The following is a 22,576-nucleotide window of genomic DNA, read 5'->3' as shown; positions in this document are numbered from 1 at the left end:
AACCAAAAAAGAACCATAGCTAAGACAAAGCTAGCTAACAGTTGCCAATATTTCATAATGTCTTCTTAATAAATCTCAACACTTGCACTATTAACTATTAAACCTTACAGAAGGGGACAAGGGAGTGTGGGGATGAGGGGGATGAGGGGGATGAGGGGGATGAGGGGGATGAGGGGGATGAGGGGGATGAGGGGGATGAGGGGGATGAGGGGGATGAGGGAGAATAATTAATGCCTAATGCCCAATTAGATACACGAGACTGTAAAAGTAGAAAGCATCTCGTAGGATGATAGATGTTGAGGTGCGATCGCAAAATTATCTGTGGCTAATCAAGAAGACAACGCCCAATCTCTGGCGCGAACTCCTTTATATCAACTGGGTGTAGAACTCAAAGCCCGCTTTACCAGCTTTGGCGGTTGGGAAATGCCTGTGCAATTTAGTGGCATTAGCCGCGAACACGAGGCTGTAAGAAATACAGCCGGAATGTTCGATATTTCCCACATGGGCAAATTTACCCTCCAAGGTAAAAACCTCATTTCCCAACTTCAGCCTCTAGTGCCTTCCGACTTGAGTCGTTTGCAACCCGGTCAAGCACAATACACCGTATTGTTAAATCCCCAAGCCGGAATTATTGACGACATCATTGTTTATTATCAAGGTGAAGACAGCGCTGGTACACAAAAGGCATTGATCATCGTCAATGCCGCAACCTCCAGTAAAGATAAAGCATGGCTTTTGCAACATCTTGACCTGAATACAGTGCAATTCCAAGACCTTTCACCAGATAAAGTCTTAATTGCTGTGCAAGGGCCAAAAGCGATTAAATATCTCCAGCCATTAGTGCAAGAAGACTTACAACCAATCAAAGCCTTCGGACATTTAGAAGCAACCCTACTAGGGAAACCTGCCTTTTTGGCCCGCACAGGTTACACCGGAGAAGATGGCTTTGAGGTGATGGTAGACTCAGATGTGGGGGTAGAATTGTGGCAAAGTCTCCATCATGCTGGCGTTATCCCCTGTGGACTGGGTGCTAGAGACACTCTGCGACTAGAAGCGGCGATGGCACTTTACGGACAAGATATCGATGACACCACCACACCCTTAGAAGCAGGTTTGGGGTGGCTAGTTCACTTAGATACCAAAGGCGAATTTATTGGTCGGGAAGTTTTAGCACACCAAAAAGCCGTCGGAGTGCAGCGTCGATTGGTAGGTTTGCAAACCCAAGGACGCAACATTGCCCGTCACGGCTATCAAGTTTTAGCCGCAGGTAAAATTGTGGGAGAAGTTACCAGTGGCACCCTGTCACCCACACTTGGTTATCCCATTGCCTTAGCTTACGTTCCCACCCAACTAGCCACTGTCAGTCAGCAGCTAGAAGTAGAAATTCGCGGTAAAGCTTATCCAGCAGTTGTAGTTAAACGTCCTTTTTATCGGTCAAAAAATCGCGTCGCCAACTAACAAGTGCCAAGGTTTTTGAGGAATAATGTGTTGTGAGTTATTCAATCTATAGTCAGGTTCATTACCAGATATGGCTTGGATAACTATTGGGGCAATAATTTTTTGATAAGGGAGAGGAAGTGATATGTCTTTTGAATATCCTCAAGATTTCAGATACTTGGATTCTCATGAATACGTGCGAATAGATGGCGAAATTGCCACCATTGGCATTACTGAATTTGCCGTACATGAATTGGGTGATATCGTCTTTTTGGAACTGCCAGAAATTGGCGATGCTCTTACTAGAGGAGAAAATTTTGGCACAATTGAATCTGTGAAAGCCGTTGAAGAACTGAATTCACCAGTCACAGGCACAGTTATAGAACGCAATGAAGCCTTAATTAATTCTCCCGAAGAAGTGTCAGAAGATCCTTACGGGGAAGGGTGGTTTTTGAAAGTGCGCGTCAATGACCCTGGCGAAGTTGAGGATGCCTTGACAGCCGATGAGTATCGTGCGCAGGTAGAAGGGGAGTAGGGAGTGGGGATGGGGGGATGGGGGGGATGAGGGGGATGAGGGGGATGGGGGGGATGAGGTAAAATTTTCTCCCTTGTCTCCCCTATCTTTACTCTACTCGAAAATAAGTCATGAAATTTAGATGGACTGAAAAGTTACACTTACTTATCATGAGTATTTATTGCAAAATATGAAATAGTACCATCTGGAGAGCAATTTGTGGTATTAAACGCTCCTATTCTCAAGTTTAATGAGCAGCAAGTGCTGGACGAAAAAAATCAAAAGTTAAGTAGTTTTGTGCCAAGACACATTGGGCCTAACTCCGATGACATTCAGCAAATGCTTGAGGTTTTAGGGTTTCCTAGTCTGGATGCCCTAATCGACCAAACAGTTCCACAGGCAATTAGGCTGAAGCAACCGCTAAAGTTACCAGAAGCAGAAAGTGAGTATGCAGCGCTGGCATCGTTAAAAAAAGTTGCTGCCAAAAATCAGGTTTTCCGCTCATACATCGGTATGGGATATTACGACACTATTACTCCACCTGTGATTGGGCGTAACATTCTAGAAAACCCCGGTTGGTATACCGCCTACACTCCTTATCAGCCAGAAATTGCCCAAGGACGACTGGAAGCGCTGCTAAATTTTCAAACCCTGATTATTGACCTCACAGGTTTGGAAATTGCCAATGCTTCGTTACTTGATGAAGCTACAGCAGCAGCTGAAGCGATGAGCCTAAGCTATGGTGTGTCCAAAAATCAGGCAAATGCCTATTTTGTCTCTGGTGATTGTCATCCCCAAACTATCGACGTGTTGCAAACACGGGCTAAACCGTTGGGGATTAAGATTATTGTCGGTGATCATCAAACATTTGATTTTGATCAAGCAATTTTTGGGGCTATTCTACAATATCCGGCAAGTGATGGCAGTATTTACGACTACCGCGCTTTTATAGAAAAAGCCCATGCTAAGGGTGCATTGGTGACGGTAGCAGCAGATCCTTTAAGTTTAACTTTGCTGACCCCCCCTGGGGAATTTGGCGCTGATATTGCTGTCGGTAGCACTCAAAGGTTCGGTATTCCCTTGGGGTTTGGGGGCCCTCATGCGGCATACTTCGCTACGAAGGAAGAGTATAAACGGTTGGTTCCAGGGCGAATTGTGGGAGTATCAAAAGATGCTCAAGGGAAGCCAGCATTGCGTCTCGCTTTGCAAACCCGCGAACAGCACATCCGCCGCGAAAAAGCTACTAGTAATATTTGTACTGCACAGGTGTTGTTGGCGGTAATGGCGAGTATGTACGCCGTCTATCATGGCCCGGCTGGACTCAAAGCAATTGCCGAAAATATCCATTCCTTGACGGTGTTGCTGGCACAAGGGCTGAAGCGTTTGGGTTACAATGTTGTTTCAGATTCTTTTTTTGACACCCTGCGAGTAGAACTAGGAAGACGAAATTTAAAAGATATTCTGGCAGCTGCCGAAGAACTTGAAATTAACCTGCGGGTTTTTGATGCAACTGCTGTTGGGATCTCACTGGATGAAACAACCACACAACAAGACTTAATCGACCTTTGGCAGATTTTCGCTCTTACAGATGATTTACCCTTTACTTTAGAAGAATTAACTTCTCTCTCATCCTCCCATCTCTCTCTCTCCCGTACAAGTACATATCTCACCCACCCAGTTTTTAACCGCTATCACTCAGAAACTAAGTTGTTGCGCTATCTGCACAAGCTAGAAGCTAAGGACTTGTCGCTAACGACATCAATGATTCCTTTGGGGTCATGCACAATGAAGTTGAATGCGACTGCTGAAATGATTCCGGTAAGTTGGGAGGAATTTGGCAAGATTCATCCATTTGCCCCGGCATCGCAAACGCAAGGTTATCAAATCCTGTTTGAGCAACTTGAGGCATGGTTAGCTGAAATTACTGGTTTTGCCGGAATTTCTCTGCAACCAAATGCTGGTTCTCAAGGTGAGTATACGGGTCTTTTGGTGATTCGGCAATATCACGAAAGTCGGGGAGAAGGACACCGTAATGTTTGTTTGATTCCCACGTCGGCACACGGGACAAACCCAGCCAGTGCGGTGATGTGCGGGATGAAGGTGGTAGCAGTTGCCTGTGATTCACAAGGTAATATTGACGTTGATGACCTGAAGGCTAAGGCAGAAAAACACAAGCTAGAATTAGCCGCTTTAATGGTGACATATCCCTCAACTCATGGTGTTTTTGAGGAGCCAATTCAGGAAATCTGCGCTGTTGTTCATAGTCACGGTGGACAAGTTTACATGGATGGGGCAAATATGAACGCTCAAGTGGGAATTTGCCGTCCTGGAGATATTGGCGCAGATGTCTGCCATTTAAACTTGCACAAAACTTTCTGTATTCCTCATGGTGGTGGTGGCCCTGGTATGGGTCCGATTGGTGTTGCATCGCATCTTGTGCCGTTTCTCCCCGGACACCCTGTTGTGACTATCGACAACTCAACTCAGCACTTCAAAATTGGTGCGGTTGCTGCTGCACCTTGGGGTAGTGCTAGTATTTTGGTGATTTCTTGGATGTATATCGCCATGATGGGTGCAGATGGTTTAACCCAAGCAACTAAGGTGGCAATTCTCAACGCTAACTACATCGCCAAGAAACTGGAATCGTACTATCCGGTTTTGTATCGGGGGAAAAATGGTCTAGTTGCCCATGAATGTATTTTAGATTTGCGATCGCTCAAAAAATCAGCTGCGATCGAAATTGATGATGTTGCCAAGCGTCTGATGGATTATGGTTTCCATGCCCCCACTGTCTCGTGGCCTGTAGGGGGTACAATCATGGTGGAGCCTACAGAAAGTGAATCTAAAGAAGAGTTGGATCGTTTCTGTGATGCATTGATTTTTATTCGCCAAGAAATAGCTGAGATTGAATCAGGTAAGGTGGATGCTCAAGATAATGTTTTGAAGAATGCACCCCACAGTGCCGAAAGTCTGATTACTGGAGAATGGCAGCATCCTTATTCTCGTGAACAAGCTGCCTATCCTGCGCCTTGGACTCGTGAACATAAGTTTTGGCCGGCTGTCGGTCGCATTGATGCGGCTTTTGGCGATCGGAATTTCGTTTGTTCTTGTCTGCCAATGGATGGTTATTCGTCATAAAACCATACAGTTTAGTTAACTTGATCCCTCCAACTCTCTTTTTAAGAGGGTTGGGGGGATTTTCAAATTAGGAGACAGATAAAGAAGAGAGGTTTTCGACATAGGGTCAAAAGTCAGGAGGGGGGTGAGGAAGAAAGTAATTTTATCTGCCGAAGATTTCATTGACGGTAATATTTACATTAGGGAAAGCTTTGATTGATAAACTTTGACTGCTAGTAAACTTTTGAATATGCTGATATCCTGCGGCTGTTGGTTGTTGATAAACTTCCACAATTTGCTCGTTAATATCTACTAACCAAACTTCAATTATGTTTGCTTCTGCATATAAAGGAATTTTCTCTTCTCGGTCATATATCACAGTCGAATCAGATACTTCAATTAGTAAAAAAATGTCCTGGGGTTGGGGGTGTGCTATGGCGTAGAAATCATCACGGGGTTTAAGTAATGCGACATCTGGCTGAGGTTCTGAATTATTGTTCAACGCGACCGGATTTTGAGCAGCAAGTATAACGCGTTTACCCAATAGCTGCACCAACAGATTAACTAATCGATTTACACAAGCAGCGTGTTTTGTCCCAATAGGCGACATCTCAATAATCTCTCCCCGAATCAATTCCACTCGGTCATCTTCTGTGAGAATCCCCGACTCAACCATCTTATGATATTGCCCAACGGTGAATTTCCGTCTTAACAATTGTACAGACATCGCCACCCTCCACTGTTGCTTCATCTTTTAAAAGCATATTATCAGCATCATTTACATAACATTGATTTTCTCCGAACAAACGATAGAACATAGCACAATACGCTTGGGTTAAGGAGAATCGTAGGTTGGATTGAACGCAATGAAATCCCACAAACCCCCGAAAATGTTGGGTTTCGTTCCTCAACCCAACCTACGCAAAATCAGGTTTTTAGCTCTAACTGAACGGTATTGGAACATAGCACAGATGTAAGTACGTTGGTGCGAAAAAATTCAAGTATGTTACGAAACGTAAATAAGCTTAAAACCCTTACTAATGACAAATGACAGCCTTAGCCAGTTGACTTTAATTGCGCCGACCTACTGATTAAATTTATTAATACAGCAACAAAAAATACAATCTGATTATTGACTATTGATTAATTCCTGCAATTCTTCCTTTACAGATAAAGGCTGATACCCCAATGCAAATGCTTTGGAACTATCTAAAGAAACATCTGCTGGTCTGGGTGCTGCCATTTTCACATCTTGTTGTCGGCAGAATTTGAGTCCGGTGGCGGGAAGTTGAAATACTTCTACTAATAGTTGTCCAAAATCATAGCGCGAAATCCGCTCTTTGCCACCTAAGTGAATAATGCCGTTAACCTTTTCTAATGCTAATAAAAGTCCTTTGGCGGCAGTTGTTCCACTTACTGGTGTGCGAAATTCATCTATAAATAAACTTAGTTCTTCTTCGGTTTTTAAAATTTGAATAAATGGCTGAATAAAGCTTTTGGCTGTGGGCGTTGCTGCACCAAACATCAACGGCATTCGACAGACTGCGGTCATGGGATATCTTTCTAGCATATCTGCTTCTGCGATCGCTTTTTGCTCACCGTAAAGATTGACAGGACACACAGCATCTGTTTCTCGATAAGGGGCATTTAAACCATCAAAAACTAAGTCGGTTGAGGTAAAAGCACAAGAAATAGAATTATCTGCACAAAGTCCGGCAATATTGCGGGATGCTATAACATTTATGGCGTGGGATTCTTCAGGGTGGGTTTGACAAAAATTTGGTTGCGATTGTGCAGCAGTATGAATCACTGCGGTTGGTTTTATATCACTAAATATGCGCTGCAATTCCTGAAAGTTCGTTAAGTTCACTTTTAACATTTTGATGCCAGGAATCTCTACACAATGTGATAAATAAGTGCCATAAATCTCCCACTCTGGTTTTGCAAGGTGGCAAAGATGCCATCCTAAAAAACCGCTTGCTCCGGTGATTAACAATTTTTTCATGTTTAATCGTAAACTGCTCAAGAAAAAATCATTGGTACAGCAAGTTTATATTCTAATACGCTTGGGTTAGGGATTTTCTGGAGAACCATAGGCCTGTAGAGACGTTGCATTGCAACGTCTCTACACTGTCCACTGGACAATGGTTTTAGTCTTATCCCAAGCGTATTGGTTTATATTCTACATTGAGTGATGGTGAAAAAATCCTATTGTAGTAATTCCTGAAACTGCTTTTCACTACGCACTTTGTTAAAGTCTGGGTCAGTTTTTGATAATTTCTTGTACTTCTCAGGAACAAGCTGGATTGCTTTGTCTAGGTTCTCAATTGCTAATTCTAGATTACTTTGTAAAGCATAAGAGCAAGCTTTGTTGTAATATGCTTGGTGTAAATCTTCCTTGATGGCGATCGCCCGATTATAAGATACAATACCATCTTGGTAGCGGTGCAGCTTAGTCAGAGCAATGCCTCGGTTAATTAAAGCTTCGTATTTGTTGGGTTTGATGGCGATCGCTTTGTTGTAAGATGCGATCGCGTCTTGGTAGCGTTGCAACGATGTTAAGGCGATGCCACGGTTATACCAGGCTTCGTATTTGTTGGGTTTGATGGCGATCGCTTTGTTGTAAGATGCGATCGCGTCTTGATAGCGTTGCAACGATGTTAAGGCGATGCCACGGTTAACCCAAGCTTCAGGACTCTCAACTTTGATGGCGATCGCTTTGTCGTATGCTTTGATTGCATCTTCATAACGTTGTGCATCTAATAAATTATTGCCTTGATGAAAAAAATCTTCTGCTTTTCGCGTAGCCTTTGCTTGTATGAAAAGTTGAGTTACATTACTTTCTTGGACAAGTTGTGTAGTATTTTCTGTCGATGAGTTTACCCCACCATTACACCCAAATGCGAAGAAAACTATCAAGCTAGATGCAACGAAGCAGCGCTGAAAAACCATGCTGTACCTACAAAATTTATAAGATGATGTTAAAATTTGTTCGTTTTTTGAGTATGATCAAAATACACTAATTTTACCCATTTATTTACTTCTATTTTGAAGCATAACTTTGTTAACGATGCATAGATTTCGGTAAAAATCAAGCGTATACTACATTATCATATTCAATACACATAAAGCAATTGCTTAAAAACTATTTCAGTCAAAAAACGATTATTTGTGTTGCTATAGCAATCCGTGTAGGAGTTACGAACAAAAAGATCCCCGACTTTTTCAACAAGTCGGGGATCTGAGCCTCTAGGTGGAGAGCGAATCAAATAGGATTGCTACATAAGAGAGCGAATCAAATAGGATTGCTACATAAGTAGGACTTATGCAACGGGCATATTATTTTGAGTTTGTAGTGAACGCGAGTGCGTCTCGTTGGCGTGGTCACAGAGCGTAGTCGTTGGCGCAGCCTAAGAAGAGAAGAGAGGACTAAAGTTCTCTTTCATCAGGGCTGTTCGCGGAGCGTTCCCGTAGGGTAGCCCTTACTACCAGGGCTATTTCATTCTCATCTAGCCCGCCTCAGAATGAATTCTGAGTCTAATAGCAAAAGTCGTCTAAAGACGACTGAGAAAAGGAATACACTTGGGTTAAGCATTTCTTCACTCTCTTTCTCTCTTCTCTCTGTGCCCTCTGCGCCTCTGCGGTTCGTTAAAGAAAAAGAGTTTTAGCCTTAAGTGAACCGTATTGGGTTATAGTCCGTTTTAACGGACTTTAGTTATGAGCCAGGAACTTCAGTTCCGGGTGGTTTATGTCTAGAATGAAATAGCCCTGCCCTCACTACAAACTAAAAGCTTTTATTTTTTCTGACACTTGGGTAAGTCCTAATAAGCTTAACTAATGCCAAACACCGACTCGACAGTTGACTTAATCGAATCGCGTGCATCCTTCAAAGTTTGGCTAATGGGATGTTTTGCTTGCAAAAATGCACGGGCACAATTGCGTCCTGGCATTCCCGAAATCGAACCACCTGGATGAGTCCCTGCACCAGTCAAAAATAGATTTTCAATTGGCGTTTTGTAGTTCGCTATTTCTGGTAAGGGACGGAAAAATACCATCTGATCTAAAGTCATGTCAACATGGTAATAATTCCCTTTGTACGCACCTAATCTTTCTCCTAGTTCTGCTGGACTTTCTACACGACGGGCGATAGTTGCACTCTTAACATTGGGTGCATAGTCTGCCAATTTATCAATCACCCTATCTGCAACTTTGTTTTTCAATTCATCAGTCCAACCAGTACCTTTTAAACCTGTCCCCTCTGCACCGGCAATTTGATAGGGGGCAAAATACTCAATCCATACAGTATGCTTACCTGGGGGTGCTAACGTGGGGTCTAAATAACTAGGCATCACCACATACATTGATGGGTCAGCATCAGGTATCTGTCCCAAAGTACATTTACTATGAGCCTCTTCTACATGAGCTACGGAATCTGCAATTAAAATTGAACCGACGAGATATTCGTCTTTGTGGGCGTGGTATGGAAAACGCAGTGGTTCGTCTAAAGCCAAATCTATTTTGAGGATGGTTTCGTTGTTATTAACGATGCGGCGTTCTAGTCTTTCCCATAAATTTGGATCGGCTCCATCAACATCGCTTTTATCAGTCATTTGCAAAAATAACCGCTTGGCATCAATATTAGAAATAACCCCGTATTTAGCGCGATATTCCTTACCGCCAGCAACCCGCACACCCACAGCTTTGCCATTATCAATTAAAACTTTTTCAACGTGCTGATCTGTAAGAATAACGCCACCTTGACTTGTGACTAAATTCACCAAAGCTTGCACAAGTGCGCCAGTTCCGCCGCGAGGTCTGGCCATTCCAGGGTTGTGACGCATCGCCATCATAATTGCCCCAATAGCAAGGGTTTTTTGCGATGGCGGCGCACCAAGTTCTGATGCGAGTCTGGCTAGTGGTGCTTTCAGAAATTCTTCATCAAACCACTCATTAAGTAAATCTTCAGCGCTGGTTAACATAGTCCGAATAAAGTCCAGCGTTTTGTTTGGAGAACCAATAACCGAAAATAAATCTTTCAGTTTGGTGATGTCGTAGTTACCAAGGATGTCTATAATCGACTTTGGCGGTGCATTAAACATGGGAATCATTGCACCTAGCGATCGCTGCCAAAAATCTACAAATTCTGCATATTTTTTGGCATCACGTTCACTGTAACGGGCGATTTCTGCACAAGTTTTTTCTACCGACTTATGTCCTAAGAAATACTTCCCATCAGGATGAGGACAGAAAACAACAGGATCACATTCCAAATAATGCAAGCCGTATTTTTCGAGTTCTAATTCTTCAACAACTGGGCCCAAATGAATAAATTCATGGTCAATAGCACACAAGTTAAATTTAAATCCGGGAGCTTCTTGGGGTAAACATTCTTCAGTTGTTGCTGCACCACCTGGTACAGAACGCTTTTCTAGTAGCAAGACGCTATAACCAGCTTTTAGCAGATAAGCTGCACAAACTAGCCCATTGTGTCCAGCACCGATCAGCACAACATCATACTCTTGCATAGTTGTTATTTTGAAATTAAGTAACTTCCCAAATAATAGAAAACTTTTAGTAAACTGGCATCAACCATGAGTAACAAAAATTATATTTTTTTCGTGTCAATACTACTAAAGAGATAGTACATCTGATGATGGTATTTGCTTAACTTTAGTTTCTACCATAACTATTAAATTGCCAATTTCTACTTTAATATCTTTGATATTAAATGCCATATCTTCCCATTGAAAATATGGGATATTCATCAATTCTTTAGCTTTCTGCATTAAAGCGGTAACTAATTCTATTGAAATCCCCCCTCCCTCAGTGCAGTTAAAACTTTCCAACATCGCGGGTTGTGAATGAGTTTGTGGACGAGCGATCGCAGTGTAAGCGAAAGGGCGAGTATTTCCCATTTCCTTTAACAGCACTTTTCCTCTAAATTCCATTTTGCCATTGCCAGGTAAAAATACCTGAATTTGCTGCGGCTCAAAACTCACAATTTCACCATCTACATTCAATTGCAAGTTTTGCATCTGGCTGCGAACCAAGTCTGATGCCAAGGCGACGTTAATATCTACTTCTGTGAGTATAATTCGAGCAATGGCATTTACCGGCTCATTCAGTTCTATTCGACCAAAAATAGCACTGAAGGGATTGATAGCAATACTATCAGTTTGCAGTTTGATTTCCTGGACGCGAATGCCTTCTTGGATGACTAATCCTTGACCTGTAACCGAAACTCCATCCGCCTGTCCTTGAACTATTTTTAATAGATCAGTTTGGACATCTATTTCTATTTTTTCTACTTCATCTAGCTTATCGGATATTCTCCTTTCAGCTTCCTGGGATAGAAATTGTTCCTCCAACCGATGCTGATCAGGCATGAATTAGTAATCTCCTGAATATCTTCTTACTTTTTACTGTAAAGGCTGATTCTGAAGAGTGAATCTATATTGGGGTATAGGTAATTTGTGATTTGGAATCAGGATTGCGATCGTTAATTATGCATTAGACATATAGCGGTTCTCGCTTGGATGCAATAGAGTTTGACCTCACTTCCATTCCTCTCTCCTAAAAGGAGAGAGGCTTTGAATATTACTCCCCTTCCCTTGTAGGGAAGGGGCTGGGGGTTAGGTCTGTATTGCACTCAACTGAGAACCGCTATAGGAGAATTGTTTTGACGTAGCACTGCTACGTCTCTACAAGGGTTCTGGGTAACGCATATTTAATTTCACTCCTATGTCTATTAGCTTGAAAATCTATCTAAATATATAGCAGATTTCTTTTTTTATGAGTAAAAATACCCTCGCCCTGGCGAAGGTCATTCGCACGCCAGTTGCTCATGGGGGAAACCCCCAGACGCTCGCGGACTCGCTAACGCTGCGCTATCGCCAATGGAAGCTCCCCTTGGGAGAAGACCGCACTGGCTTGGCTATACAGACAAAACCCACGGAGGTGGGTTTCAAATTCTTTGAGTTTGCGTAGGCGGGCTTGGTTTGTGTAGCTGCAATTTCTAATGGCCAGGTATATTTGCTAACTCAAGTTTTGGTTGCGTGACCATTTAAATTACTTATTCTAACGTTGCAAAAAAGCAATAAACTGTTACAACCTCGAAGATGTAAAATTTTTGTTAAATTCAACGAGCATCTACAGTTTCACCTAATCGTCAAAAGGTACTCAGCATGACTGCAATCTCTCCAAAGGCATCTTCAGCGCTTCCCAATTTTTCTGAAGGCATTCAATATTTTGGTGAAGCGTTACCAGATTTTGAAACTTATGGTGCAACACCTGCTATAGAGTCGGGCAAAATAGCGATCGCATCTCCCACAGACAAAGCAGCTGTATATCAAACCTTACTGGCTGCTGATGCCCTCCGCTACCTGACTTTACAAGTTACCGCTAGTAAAGCTTCTGGACATCCCGGTGGATTCGCCAGCCAAGCAGAAGCTTATGCATCTCTTGTCATGCTGGGATACAAGAACATTATCACCGAAGTCGGACACCACGCCCCCGGATTTTATAGTGCCATGTTCTTGGATCGTTCGCTAGAGGACATGGGAATATTTACAGTTCAACAATTGCGCGATCGCTTCCGAGAAAAGCACGGACTTTTAGGGCATCTTTCTGGTTACATCCCCGGTATTCTCGCACCTGCGGGACCTTTAGGACAAGGACAACACTTTGCAATGGCGGCTGCACTGTTGCACAAAGATAAGTTATTCCCCTTCACAGTTGGGGATGGGGGATTGGGTGAGCCTTATATTGTCAGTGCGATCGCCCATTTCCATACAGCTTATCCGGCTGTCACCAACTTTTTACCGGTATTGGTGTGGAACGGTTACAGCCAAGAACATCACAGCATGGTTTCCCTCAAAACCAACGAACAAATGCAAGCATATTGGCAAGGTAACGGTTTTGATGAAGTGGTGTTAGTTGATGCCAAAGATTTTGACGATCAAAACCAGCTAGGGGATTACGTTGATAGTACCGCCTTTTCCTTTGAGAAACGCCTAGCATTTACTCAAGCAGTCCTTTCTGGTGTAGATCAAGCAGCCCATTTTGCACTGGGTGGTAAACTTACCGTCTTCATTATTAAACAACTCAAAGGTGCAGGAGTCCACGCGCGGGGGGCAAAATCTCACAACCTCTATGCTAAAGATACGCTGGATGCGCCACATATTATTAGTGCATTGCAAACCCGTGCTTTGTCTGCGGAAGCTTGGCAATTAGTCAGAACAAATGCCGAACGCGCCGGTGGTGGCCCAGCAGCAAAAACTGTGGTGACAGAATTTGAATTACCATTGCCAGAATTAGGCGAATTACCTTTAGAAGAATATGCAGTTGGAGGTGAACCAAAAGTTTCCACAACCGCAATGGGACGATTGGTAGGAATAGTTGGAAACAAAGATCAGAATTTCCTGGTTACCAACGCCGATGGTAACGAAGCATCAGGAATTGCCAACATCAACCAAGCATTAAAGATTATCCACCCCACAACCGACGATTTATATAATCAAGCACCAAATGGACAAGTTTATGAACCATTGAGTGAAGATGCTTGTGCCGGTTTAGCTGCGGGTTTAGCGTTAATGGGTGCGAGAACTTTGTGGTGTTCTTACGAATCTTTTGCCATCAACGGATTACCAATTTGGCAAACTGTAACTCAAGCAATGGCAGAATTACGCCGTCCCACACCCTCGACTATTACTTTATTCACAGCCGGGGCATTAGAGCAAGGGCGCAATGGCTGGACTCACCAACGTCCCGAAATTGAAGCTTACTTTGCTTCGTTGATGCGAAATGGAAATGTTTTCCCATTATTTCCGCCTGATGCTAATAGTATTCAAGTCTGTTATGACTGGGCATTGAAAACTAAAAATAAGGGAATTGTGATTACTGCAAGTAAATCACCATTGCCAATTCGCACAACTTTAGAACAAACTCGTCAAGGGTTGCGCGATGGTGCGGTGCTATTACATGAAGTCGCTGGTGATAAACAAGTTGTATTTGCTGTCATTGGCGATTTAACATTAATGCCAGTATTTGAAGCTGCGGCTTTCTTAGAAACTGAAGATATTGGCGTGAAGATAGTTTCTGTAATTAATCCTCGGCAATTGTACCGTAGCCACGATACCGCATGGGATACTTGTTCTGAACCCGAAAGCGGTTTCTTAGATGATGCAAAATTTGCCGAATTATTTGATGGCGATGCGCTAATTGCGGTGACAGGTGGTGCGGCGGGGATGCTGGAACCGATTCTGTTGCGGAGTACAGCGAAGCGCGACACCTTTGCATGGAAACGTGGCGAAACTACAGCCAGTGCTGGTGAGTTGATGGCTTTTAATGGATTGACTGCGGAGGCGTTGACGAAAAGGGCGATCGCGTTAGTCCATTAGACATCTGGTGAAAAAGAATTGTTTTGACGTAGCAGTGCTACGTCTCTACAAGGTTTCTGGGTAACGCATATTTAATTTTTACCAGATGTCTATTAAATAAAGCTGGAATTGTTTCTACTTTGATCGCATTTATACGTATAGAAACGCTGAAAATTGCGTCGTAATGCGTATATTTGCGTTTTTTTATTGAAGAGAACTTAGCAGACAGGAAAAATGGGAGTAGATTTGCTGAAATTCTTTGACAAAAGCTGGTTTTGGAGTCACAAAAGCTGCTTTAGGAGTCGCAAAAGTTAGTTTACGAGTCCGAAACTTAGTTTACAAGTCACAAAAGCTGGTTTACGAGTCGCAAAAGTTAGTTTACGAGTTAGAAACTTAGTTTACAAATCGCAAAAGCTGGTTTAGGAGTCGCAAAAGTTAGTTTACAAGTCGCAAAACTTGATTTTTGAGCTAGGACGAAGGGTGATATTTTTATCTGGAGGCGTGGGGAATGTGGAGACTTGAGGAAAAGTGCGATCGCGTTACTCCCTTCCCGCCAGAAGAATACCTAATTTTTTTTTACGAACCGCAAACGCGAGTGCGTCTCCCCTTCTCCCAAAGGGAGAGGCTAGCGCCAAGGGAGAAGGACGCCAAGGAAGAGAGAGAAAAATCAATAGGTAATCTTCTAAGGGGAAGGGAGTAGTGCATTAAAGGTTTGGTTTTGTAGGTGAGAAAGTAACAAATTTTAACCGCAGATGCACTAATGCGATCGCAGATGATGACGTTTTTTTGCGTATATTTGCACCGTAACCCAACACTAAATCACCTGAATTTAAAGCAGATAAGTTAATATGTAAAATTTTTTTTGTGACAAGTGAGATCATTTGTTGGGTTTCACTCCGTTCCACCCAACCTACAAGGGTGTGTCATGGCTATTTTCATAAACACATATTCCCCAATAATTACAGCTTATTAATCAAATTTAAAAGATATGTTAATCGTAAGTAAAAATTCTCCAAAATCTAATACCTCTTGTTGCTTATCAAGAGGTAATATTCTTACCTTATGTATAATAATTTCCTCAATACTCATTTTCTATAGCCTCTAGTATCAACTAATTTATTTTAAATTTTAAAATATTATTTGGCTGTATGCCTTGATAAATTATAAATTTATCAGCCGCGATCGGTTGAAAAGCAGTCTATAATAAGGTCATACTGAAGATTTTCCTCAATCTTAGAAGTTAATTATACTTATAAAATTGGAAGAAATATATAGAGATATTTATACTTTACCAGAAGAAACTCAAAGATTACTACTTGATTTTATTCAGTTACTCAAAAAGCGGTATCCTCAATCAGAATACCATAGTCAAGAAAAAAGTCTTTATGATAAGTTTGATCAAATTGGATTCATTGGTTATTGTTCTGTTGACGAAAATTTATCAACAACCTATAAAAAAGTATTATCTAATACATTAGATAACAAATATGATCATCGTTGATACAGGATTTTGGTTAGCTTTTAAAAAAGTCAATTCTCATATTCAGTAAATTTTATGCTCAAAATTGTTCAAGCAACCTGCACTAATGGCGAACTGGTTCTGAGTGAAAAACTTAGCCCCGAATTAGAAGGTAAAACCATACAAATTGTGATTCTGGAACAAAGTCAATCTACTGAAAAAATTGATCATGCAGAATCAAAAATCTACCAATTTTTAGCAAAAGTCAATAATTACTCTTTCCTACTTCCTACAGATTATAAATTTAATCGAGAAGAAATATATGAGCAGTAATATTTTTTTCGATGCCAATCTGTGGATTTATCTTTACGCTAAAAACCCACCTGATAAATATCATAAAGTTGCAGAAATTATCAAAAATAATTCATCATTGCTCTTAATTAGCACTCAAGTTTTAGGTGAGTTATTTCATGTTTTAACTCGAAAAAAATTTACCTCAAAAACAGATGCGATTACAATTATATCAGATATAATTAATACTTTTCCTGTTGAAGCGATTAATACAACAGAAGTTATGCAAGCATTAGAAATTAATACGAAATATAACTACTCTTATTGGGATAGCCTAATTATAGCTACAGCTTTACTAGGTAAATGTTCCATAATTTACTCAGAAGATATGCAACACAATCAGCTAATAGATAACCAAATAAGAATCCTTAATCCATTTGTTTGATTTATATTTGCACCACCCTGTTATTATTAGCTACCTTACTATCGCAAAAAAACTATTCCTATATCACCTTAATCTAATATTCTGGGAGATCACTAGTCAAAATAACCCGATCAAGTTATTGAATCTAGGACTTACGCAACTGGCATATTATTTTTAGTTTGTAGTGAGGACTTTAGTCCTTAAAATCAGGACTGAAGCCCTTACTACAAACTAAAAGTTTTTATTTTTTGTGACACTTGCGTAAGTCCTAGAATCATTATCGCTATCAATCTTACAGCCTCAGCCAAGTATAATGTAATTAAGATTTTACATAAGGATGAAACCATGACTAACACTCAAAAGATGGTTCGGTTAAACTTAGATTTGTCACCTGAACTAAATCAGATATTAGACGAACTAGCAAATAAAATAGGCACAAATAAAGGTGATGTTTTGCGTCAGGCTATAACCTTGATGCAAATTATGGTTATAGCTAAAGAGGAAACCAAAAAATTAGGAGTTCCAGAAGCAAATCAATTGATAGTGAATGAAATTCTACTCTCATCTGAACAGCAGCCAAAACCCCATGCATCAGAAGCTTTTTTAGAAACCTTTGGAATTTGGGAAGACATACGCACCGCAGAAGAAATTGTTGATGAAATATATTCAAGTCGTACTATAAGCGATCGCAATTATAGCTTGTGAACTATTTACTCGACACTGATACGTGTATTTATTGGCTTAACGGTCGTCAGCCAGTCAGAGATAAATTATTAGCAGTCGGATGGGATGAACTATGCATTTGTGTCATCACTGCTGCTGAATTGTATTATGGTGCATACAATTCTAATCGAGTTTCAGAAAACTTAGGTAATGCAGAAGACTTTATTCAAAACTTACCCGTTCTACCTTTAACTGATCCTGCTCTCAGAAAATATGGTGAATTAAAAGCAGAACTCCGTAAAATAGGACAAACAATTGCTGAATTTGATTTACTAATTGCTAGTGTTGCAGTTGCAGAAAATTATACTCTAGTAACAAATAATACTCGCCATTATGAACGTATCAATGGATTAAAATTGGACAACTGGATTCTGCCTTAGAAACTCAACATTAGTTAGTGCCGATTATTTGGCTGTATGCCATTCTAAATTAGATTATCAGCCGCGATCGCGCAATTTCTCTTCTACCGATTGGACGTACTTGTATGCTGTAGAGTGAAACAATTGCCACGGTTTCGCCATCTAATGTGACAAATTCAACCTCATATCCTTTGCCACCCTGATGTACTAAAACAACTGTACCTATATCACCCTGTTCTAAACTATGTTCTGGGAGATCACTAGTCAGAATAACCCGATCAAGTTCTTGAATCATTCTTTTCTTTAGTTTATCGCCAATTGTCTCTTAATTTCTCGCCTTTTTGAGCGTTATATTTATTCTAGACCTCAACTATCCAATATTAATTTATTATGAAATTTCAAGTAATTTTTACTTTTGATTCAGAATATGCAGGCTATGTTGCTGAGGTTCCTGAACTTCCAGGCTGTGTGAGTCAAGGCAAAACACTAGATGAGGCAATTGAAAATATTAAAGATGCTATTACGGGATATCTCCACGTTCAAGCTAAACATGGCAAACCTTATATTGTTAAGGAATTGCAAGAGCCACCTCATACTTTGGTGTGAATCAAAACCAACTTTATCAATTCCTAATCACCGAGAATTAGCACCTGGGTTAGTTAGAAGTTTGATTCGACAGGCAGGAATTACAGTTGATGAATTCCTCGAAAACAAATGAACATAGATACAAGCATCATTTAATATTCGTAATTACGAACGCATCAATCAATTAAAATTGGACAACTGGATTCTGCCTTAGAAACTCAACATTAGTTAGTCCCATAGGCTGTTACAGGCATCATTATATTAGTCAGACGATCGCTCTTCATCTCTATGTCCCAGGTATTCCTCCCCCAATCGCAGCAAAAAGACCTACCCTTCACCGCTCTTGCGCCCATGCAGGATGTGACAAACCTCTGGTTTATGAAGGTCGTTGCCCACTACGGCAGCCCTGACTACTTCTTTACCGAGTATTTCCGCGTGAATGATACTTCACGGCTCAATCGTAGCATTCTGGCAGCAATCACCGAAAACGACACGGGTCGCCCCGTTTTTGCTCAAATGATTGGCGAAAGCATTCCAGACTTAGTAAGGACAGCAAAGGAACTTTGCAACTATAATATCGCTGGAGTTGACTTGAATATGGGCTGTCCAGCACCTAGAGTCTATCGCAAAAATGTCGGGGGTGGATTACTGCTCTCACCAGAAAAAGTGGATCGAATTTTGGGGGAACTGCGTTTTGCTGTCAATGATCGACCTTTAACCGTCAAGATGCGCCTAGGTTTTGAAAATACAGATAACTTTTACAAAATTCTAGATATGATCAATCGCCACAACATTGATTTGCTGAGTTTGCATGGTCGCACAGTGAAAGATATGTACCACGGGGCAGTAAAATATGATTTGATTGCTAAAGCAGTGAAACGGGTTGATTGTCCGGTGCTTGCCAATGGCAATATCCACTCGGCGACAACTGCTGTTGAGGTGCTTTCTCAAACCGGCGCAGCAGGTGTGATGGTGGGACGCTGGGCGATCGGGAATCCTTGGCTTTTTAATCAAATTCGGCAGGCTTTGCGCTTCGAGACGATCACACCCGTTCCTTTAGTAGAGGTACGCAACTATATTGATCGTTTATGGCAAACCCCCATAGCAGCAACTATGCCAGTGCGATCGCGCCTAGGTTACCTCAAAATGTTCCTCAACTATATTGCCCTGAGTGTTGACGCTGAAGGTCATTTCCTGCGGTTGATGCGACAGACCTCTACCGAGGTAGAAATGTTTAGCCTCTGCGATCGCTTTCTCCTTGGTGATCTGACAAAAACTTTAGCCCTAGCACCCTACTCAGGCGTGTAAGTCTAAACAGCATGACAGACATAACAGATTCATCAAAAATAATTGCCAGTAAAAGTGACAATCCACTAATTTTGTCACCGGAAAACTTGCAGTCACAAGAAGACATAGAACTTGAGCGAAAACTTCGAGAACTCAAGTTTAAACAAGAACTAAGGAAAGATTGGATTTTATTTATTATCAGGGATGTAGTAATTTTTCCTGCTGCCATCCTTTTTATTTTTGCTGTCAGTGGTTATTCCCTATTTACCCAGATTCATCGGTGACTTATCTGGCTACAATTTTTAATCAACCACAGAGACGCAGAACAAGTAAGCTGACATAAATAAACTTTGGTTTGGCACTGATGGCAATTGGCGGTATCGGATTACTCTGCGACGACTGATTAAAGCCGCAATCTCTCGCCAAGGTGAATTTTTCGCCGATGCTTCGGTTGTAGAGTTTGTACAAAAATTCTTGACATTGCCTACAAGTATTAACTTGACTTTTCACGGCATCTGGAAAACCTCTCTTTAAATCTCTCTTCCTTTAAGGAGAGAGACTTTGAATTTCCCACTTAGAGCATCCAGAAGGAGGTTAGGGGGTTAGGTTTTTGGTAGACTTTTCCACATAACCTGAATTGTCAGAAGTATTAACTTGCTTAAAAAAGTTTAGACAAAAAGCCAGCATTCCAGAAATTTGATTGCTATATTATATTAAATAACTATTCTGGCAAGGGTTAAAAAGCTGTGCGGGATGATTTACAGGGCTTGGAAATTAGTCAGGATGAACTGCAAAGGCTGACTAATTTGCCTGTTAATGAGGAACTTGTAATCATTACAAAGACTCTGAAAATATTCGCAAAGATATATATCCAAAAACTTCAAAGTTCGGAAGCAGCAACCGTAGCTTTTATTGGATTTTCTACATTTGTTTTTAGCTATATTTTATTTGATATACTTCTGAAAATTTTTCTGACGTGGATAACAGTTCCATCCTGGCTATCGTTAATAATATTAAGCTTTTGGGTTGGTGGACTTACGCAAACTATCTTATATTTAATCTGGAAAACTAGAAGTAGATTTGTCAAAAAGAATCTGACAAACTCTCTGGAAATTATGTTAAAAGAAGTGAATAGATATAATACTGTTATTAGAGTCATAGATATCAATGACCAAATAGAAGAAGCTGGTAATCCAGAAGTGGTTATAAAGGAAAGAGAGGGTGTTATCGAAGCCCTTAAACTCACCAAAGCTGATTTAGTTCGAGCTTTGAAAACAGAAAGGATTTTGAGAGAGAATAAGAGCTTTATCCTTAGTAATACAGAACTATTCGTCAACAATTTAGCAACTTTAACAGCCATGCAAGTAACTGAACAGGCTACTGAGCATGGAAGGTTGCTCAATGAAGCATTACAAATTGCATTAGATGTGCAACATGAAATGAAAAGATTACAGACTCAGCGTTAAGAGGGTGTTTAAATCAGTGAACAGTTAACAAGTATCCGCATTATCACAGTAACTCTCTCGGGGATTTGACAGCGACACCAAACACGCCATGCCAGAGATATGGGGGACTAATGACCAATGACAAAGGACAAATGACAGCCCTTGCCAGTTAGCTTTAATTGCGCTAACCTACTTACTTTTCAAACATTCTCTTAAGCAGCCTTATTCAGCCTGCCAACGATCACACCTAATTGAATAGCTATTATGCCAATGATTGCACTGCCAATCCAGTACAACAGTGCGACGCCCGAATTGCCCTTCTGAAGCTGTATAAAAGTCTCTAATCCATAAGTCGAGAAAGTTGTATAAGCACCACAGAAGCCAGTTGCTACTATCAACCGTATTTCGGGAGAAAGGTTCTTAAACCGTTCTGCGTTAAGGGTGAGAAATAAGGCGATGAGGAAACAGCCAGTCACATTGATAAAAAAGGTGCCATAATAGGCAAAATCCTTGCCGAAGGTTATTTTTGACCATTCCAAAATATAATAGCGACTCAAAGCACCGGGAATAGCACCCAAAGCGATCGCGATCGCATTGCGAATGGCAGGATTTTGAGGCATGGAAAGCTCCTGTGAATAAATTGAAGGTATAATATAAGTACGTTGTGCGAAAAAATCAAGTATGTTACGAAACGTAAATAAGCTTAAAACCTTTACTAATGACAAATGACCAATACTTCGACTTCGCTCAGTACAAGTGACAAATGACAGCCTTAGCCAGTTAACTTTAATTGCGCCAACCTACTTATATCGAGGCAAGTATTGATGTAAGTTAGAGGGACATTTGCCTTGCCAACATAGCACCGAGTTGAATGCCAATTAGACCAAAAATTGCACTACCTACTCCGTAAAAAGTCGTTACCCCAACCTTTCCATGCCGCCACAGTGTCAGGGTATCAAACCCGTAAGTCGAGAAAGTTGTATAAGTACCTAAGAAGCCAGTCGCTACCATTAACATCAACTCAGTGGGAAAGTTGGCAATTCCGGAAATTAGCGTCATAAAAAACCCCATACAGAAACAACCTGTAATATTGATGATCAATGTCCCATAGGGAAAGGTGTTTCCGAAAAGTTTTTTAGACAACTCGGTGATGTAGTAGCGACCTAATGCACCGGGAACAGCTCCTAAACTAATGGCGATCGCATTAATAACAGGTTCTGACATTACAGTACTCCTCAAATAAATAAAATTATAAAAACCTCAAGCTGAAGCCAAATTGCTAAATAAACATCTTGGTCTGAGAGGATGTTTGAAAAGTATTTTTGGTAACATCTAAGCCTCCCAAACCTAACCCCCCTAGCCCTCCAACCCTTGGAGAGAATGGGGGTTTCAAAGCCTCTCTCCGCTTTAGGGAGAGGTTTGGAGAGGGGTTTAAGTACCTATGCAAAATAAATTGTATATTATGGAAATAGTAATGTAAAATATCTTCTTGGTCACAAGAAGGTCAAAAAAATGCGATTTATTAAAGATTTAACTATTGATACAATCAAATTACTTA

General features: G+C 41.1%; 24 protein-coding genes. 14 read left to right on the top strand and 10 right to left on the bottom strand.

Translation table 11 applies throughout. The features are described from left to right. Window positions 1–97: 97 nt before the first annotated feature. A complete protein-coding gene (locus tag LC605_RS20820) occupies window positions 98–313 on the bottom strand; it encodes a hypothetical protein (protein WP_229549416.1) in 216 nt (71 codons plus the stop codon). 8 nt (window positions 314–321) lie between these two features. Here LC605_RS20820 and gcvT point away from each other — a divergent pair, with 8 nt between their 5' ends. The 3 genes from gcvT (at window position 322) to gcvP (ending at window position 5,089) form a co-directional block, all read left to right on the top strand. Beyond that, window positions 322–1,458 (top strand): glycine cleavage system aminomethyltransferase GcvT, encoded by a 1,137-nt coding sequence (gene gcvT, locus LC605_RS20815; RefSeq protein WP_229549415.1) that lies wholly within the window; start codon window positions 322–324, stop codon window positions 1,456–1,458. A gap of 124 nt (window positions 1,459–1,582) precedes the next feature. Continuing rightward, a complete protein-coding gene (gene gcvH / locus LC605_RS20810; protein ID WP_069072677.1) occupies window positions 1,583–1,972 on the top strand; it encodes a glycine cleavage system protein GcvH in 390 nt (129 codons plus the stop codon). A gap of 198 nt (window positions 1,973–2,170) precedes the next feature. Next, window positions 2,171–5,089, top strand: coding sequence for an aminomethyl-transferring glycine dehydrogenase (gene gcvP, locus LC605_RS20805; protein ID WP_229549414.1), 2,919 nt, complete (start codon window positions 2,171–2,173; stop codon window positions 5,087–5,089). A gap of 142 nt (window positions 5,090–5,231) precedes the next feature. On the opposite strand, the gene LC605_RS20800 is transcribed toward gcvP, so the two are convergent. The 5 genes from LC605_RS20800 to LC605_RS20780 all read right to left on the bottom strand — a co-directional run bounded on the left by LC605_RS20800 (window position 5,232) and on the right by LC605_RS20780 (window position 11,454). Further along, window positions 5,232–5,795 carry a Uma2 family endonuclease gene (locus LC605_RS20800; protein WP_229549413.1) on the bottom strand — a complete coding sequence of 188 codons (564 nt, stop codon included), beginning with the start codon at window positions 5,793–5,795 and terminating at the stop codon, window positions 5,232–5,234. Between the two features lie 402 nt (window positions 5,796–6,197). Further along, entirely contained in the window at window positions 6,198–7,073 is an 876-nt protein-coding gene (locus tag LC605_RS20795; protein WP_229549412.1) for an NAD(P)-dependent oxidoreductase, read from the bottom strand. A gap of 203 nt (window positions 7,074–7,276) precedes the next feature. After that, the gene (locus tag LC605_RS20790; protein WP_229549411.1) at window positions 7,277–8,020 is read right to left on the bottom strand and encodes a tetratricopeptide repeat protein; all 744 of its coding nucleotides are present in this window, start codon (window positions 8,018–8,020) and stop codon (window positions 7,277–7,279) included. 878 nt (window positions 8,021–8,898) lie between these two features. Next, on the bottom strand, window positions 8,899–10,593 hold the full coding sequence (gene crtO / locus LC605_RS20785; RefSeq protein ID WP_229549410.1) for a beta-carotene ketolase CrtO: 1,695 nt from the start codon (window positions 10,591–10,593) through the stop codon (window positions 8,899–8,901). A gap of 105 nt (window positions 10,594–10,698) precedes the next feature. Beyond that, window positions 10,699–11,454 carry a DUF2993 domain-containing protein gene (locus LC605_RS20780; protein WP_229549409.1) on the bottom strand — a complete coding sequence of 252 codons (756 nt, stop codon included), beginning with the start codon at window positions 11,452–11,454 and terminating at the stop codon, window positions 10,699–10,701. Window positions 11,455–12,252: 798 nt separating this feature from the next. On the opposite strand from LC605_RS20780, the gene LC605_RS20775 reads away from it, so the two are divergent. The 6 genes from LC605_RS20775 (at window position 12,253) to LC605_RS20750 (ending at window position 17,722) form a co-directional block, all read left to right on the top strand. Next, entirely contained in the window at window positions 12,253–14,466 is a 2,214-nt protein-coding gene (locus LC605_RS20775) for a phosphoketolase (RefSeq protein WP_229549408.1), read from the top strand. A gap of 1,225 nt (window positions 14,467–15,691) precedes the next feature. After that, the gene (locus LC605_RS20770) at window positions 15,692–15,946 is read left to right on the top strand and encodes a DUF2281 domain-containing protein (RefSeq protein WP_229549417.1); all 255 of its coding nucleotides are present in this window, start codon (window positions 15,692–15,694) and stop codon (window positions 15,944–15,946) included. A gap of 54 nt (window positions 15,947–16,000) precedes the next feature. Then, window positions 16,001–16,237, top strand: coding sequence for a hypothetical protein (locus LC605_RS20765; protein ID WP_229549407.1), 237 nt, complete (start codon window positions 16,001–16,003; stop codon window positions 16,235–16,237). Then, window positions 16,227–16,640, top strand: coding sequence for a PIN domain-containing protein (locus tag LC605_RS20760; protein ID WP_229549406.1), 414 nt, complete (start codon window positions 16,227–16,229; stop codon window positions 16,638–16,640). The genes LC605_RS20765 and LC605_RS20760 overlap by 11 nt, the downstream gene beginning before the upstream one ends. 324 nt (window positions 16,641–16,964) lie before the next feature. Further along, entirely contained in the window at window positions 16,965–17,324 is a 360-nt protein-coding gene (locus LC605_RS20755) for a hypothetical protein (RefSeq protein WP_229549405.1), read from the top strand. Continuing rightward, entirely contained in the window at window positions 17,321–17,722 is a 402-nt protein-coding gene (locus LC605_RS20750) for a type II toxin-antitoxin system VapC family toxin (RefSeq protein ID WP_229549404.1), read from the top strand. Before LC605_RS20755 ends, LC605_RS20750 begins: the two co-directional genes overlap by 4 nt. 49 nt (window positions 17,723–17,771) lie before the next feature. Here the strand turns inward: LC605_RS20750 and LC605_RS20745 are convergent, their stop codons facing one another. Then, on the bottom strand, window positions 17,772–17,996 hold the full coding sequence (locus tag LC605_RS20745; RefSeq protein ID WP_229549403.1) for a DUF4926 domain-containing protein: 225 nt from the start codon (window positions 17,994–17,996) through the stop codon (window positions 17,772–17,774). A 95-nt stretch (window positions 17,997–18,091) separates the two neighbouring features. On the opposite strand from LC605_RS20745, the gene LC605_RS20740 reads away from it, so the two are divergent. From LC605_RS20740 to LC605_RS20725, 4 genes are all read left to right on the top strand, one after another. Beyond that, entirely contained in the window at window positions 18,092–18,307 is a 216-nt protein-coding gene (locus LC605_RS20740) for a type II toxin-antitoxin system HicB family antitoxin (protein WP_229549402.1), read from the top strand. Next, complete coding sequence (locus LC605_RS20735) at window positions 18,216–18,419, top strand: type II toxin-antitoxin system HicA family toxin (RefSeq protein ID WP_306426875.1); 204 nt, start codon at window positions 18,216–18,218, stop codon at window positions 18,417–18,419. The genes LC605_RS20740 and LC605_RS20735 overlap by 92 nt, the downstream gene beginning before the upstream one ends. A 155-nt stretch (window positions 18,420–18,574) precedes the next feature. Further along, window positions 18,575–19,594, top strand: a complete 1,020-nt coding sequence (locus LC605_RS20730; RefSeq protein ID WP_229549400.1) for a tRNA-dihydrouridine synthase family protein — start codon at window positions 18,575–18,577, stop codon at window positions 19,592–19,594. 11 nt (window positions 19,595–19,605) lie between these two features. Next, on the top strand, window positions 19,606–19,857 hold the full coding sequence (locus tag LC605_RS20725; RefSeq protein ID WP_229549399.1) for a hypothetical protein: 252 nt from the start codon (window positions 19,606–19,608) through the stop codon (window positions 19,855–19,857). A gap of 22 nt (window positions 19,858–19,879) precedes the next feature. Here the strand turns inward: LC605_RS20725 and LC605_RS20720 are convergent, their stop codons facing one another. After that, complete coding sequence (locus LC605_RS20720) at window positions 19,880–20,083, bottom strand: hypothetical protein (protein ID WP_229549398.1); 204 nt, start codon at window positions 20,081–20,083, stop codon at window positions 19,880–19,882. Window positions 20,084–20,319: 236 nt separating this feature from the next. On the opposite strand from LC605_RS20720, the gene LC605_RS20715 reads away from it, so the two are divergent. Further along, on the top strand, window positions 20,320–21,039 hold the full coding sequence (locus LC605_RS20715; RefSeq protein WP_229549397.1) for a hypothetical protein: 720 nt from the start codon (window positions 20,320–20,322) through the stop codon (window positions 21,037–21,039). Between the two features lie 191 nt (window positions 21,040–21,230). Here the strand turns inward: LC605_RS20715 and crcB (LC605_RS20710) are convergent, their stop codons facing one another. Both crcB (LC605_RS20710) and crcB (LC605_RS20705) read right to left on the bottom strand, forming a co-directional pair. Next, window positions 21,231–21,638, bottom strand: coding sequence for a fluoride efflux transporter CrcB (crcB, locus tag LC605_RS20710; protein WP_229549396.1), 408 nt, complete (start codon window positions 21,636–21,638; stop codon window positions 21,231–21,233). A 211-nt stretch (window positions 21,639–21,849) separates the two neighbouring features. Continuing rightward, a complete protein-coding gene (gene crcB / locus LC605_RS20705) occupies window positions 21,850–22,242 on the bottom strand; it encodes a fluoride efflux transporter CrcB (protein ID WP_229549395.1) in 393 nt (130 codons plus the stop codon). Window positions 22,243–22,576 lie beyond the last annotated feature (334 nt).

This window comes from Nostoc sp. CHAB 5836 (assembly GCF_020829445.1).
In the GTDB taxonomy this organism is placed as follows: domain Bacteria; phylum Cyanobacteriota; class Cyanobacteriia; order Cyanobacteriales; family Nostocaceae; genus Nostoc.
Note: the sequence above shows the minus strand (reverse complement) of the source record. Positions and strands in the feature narration are given on the sequence as shown.

Bases quoted from the DNA above. Each gene is read 5' to 3' on its own strand.
- LC605_RS20760 (WP_229549406.1), top strand. From the start codon at position 16,227: ATGAGCAGTAATATTTTTTTCGATGCCAATCTGTGGATTTATCTTTAC.
- crtO (WP_229549410.1), bottom strand. From the start codon at position 10,593: ATGCAAGAGTATGATGTTGTGCTGATCGGTGCTGGACACAATGGGCTA.
- gcvH (WP_069072677.1), top strand. From the start codon at position 1,583: ATGTCTTTTGAATATCCTCAAGATTTCAGATACTTGGATTCTCATGAA.
- crcB (WP_229549395.1), bottom strand. From the start codon at position 22,242: ATGTCAGAACCTGTTATTAATGCGATCGCCATTAGTTTAGGAGCTGTT.
- LC605_RS20765 (WP_229549407.1), top strand. From the start codon at position 16,001: ATGCTCAAAATTGTTCAAGCAACCTGCACTAATGGCGAACTGGTTCTG.
- LC605_RS20755 (WP_229549405.1), top strand. From the start codon at position 16,965: ATGACTAACACTCAAAAGATGGTTCGGTTAAACTTAGATTTGTCACCT.
- LC605_RS20800 (WP_229549413.1), bottom strand. From the start codon at position 5,795: ATGTCTGTACAATTGTTAAGACGGAAATTCACCGTTGGGCAATATCAT.
- LC605_RS20775 (WP_229549408.1), top strand. From the start codon at position 12,253: ATGACTGCAATCTCTCCAAAGGCATCTTCAGCGCTTCCCAATTTTTCT.
- LC605_RS20725 (WP_229549399.1), top strand. From the start codon at position 19,606: ATGACAGACATAACAGATTCATCAAAAATAATTGCCAGTAAAAGTGAC.
- LC605_RS20745 (WP_229549403.1), bottom strand. From the start codon at position 17,996: ATGATTCAAGAACTTGATCGGGTTATTCTGACTAGTGATCTCCCAGAA.
- LC605_RS20740 (WP_229549402.1), top strand. From the start codon at position 18,092: ATGAAATTTCAAGTAATTTTTACTTTTGATTCAGAATATGCAGGCTAT.
- LC605_RS20730 (WP_229549400.1), top strand. From the start codon at position 18,575: ATGTCCCAGGTATTCCTCCCCCAATCGCAGCAAAAAGACCTACCCTTC.
- crcB (WP_229549396.1), bottom strand. From the start codon at position 21,638: ATGCCTCAAAATCCTGCCATTCGCAATGCGATCGCGATCGCTTTGGGT.
- LC605_RS20735 (WP_306426875.1), top strand. From the start codon at position 18,216: ATGCTATTACGGGATATCTCCACGTTCAAGCTAAACATGGCAAACCTT.
- LC605_RS20795 (WP_229549412.1), bottom strand. From the start codon at position 7,073: ATGAAAAAATTGTTAATCACCGGAGCAAGCGGTTTTTTAGGATGGCAT.
- LC605_RS20780 (WP_229549409.1), bottom strand. From the start codon at position 11,454: ATGCCTGATCAGCATCGGTTGGAGGAACAATTTCTATCCCAGGAAGCT.
- LC605_RS20790 (WP_229549411.1), bottom strand. From the start codon at position 8,020: ATGGTTTTTCAGCGCTGCTTCGTTGCATCTAGCTTGATAGTTTTCTTC.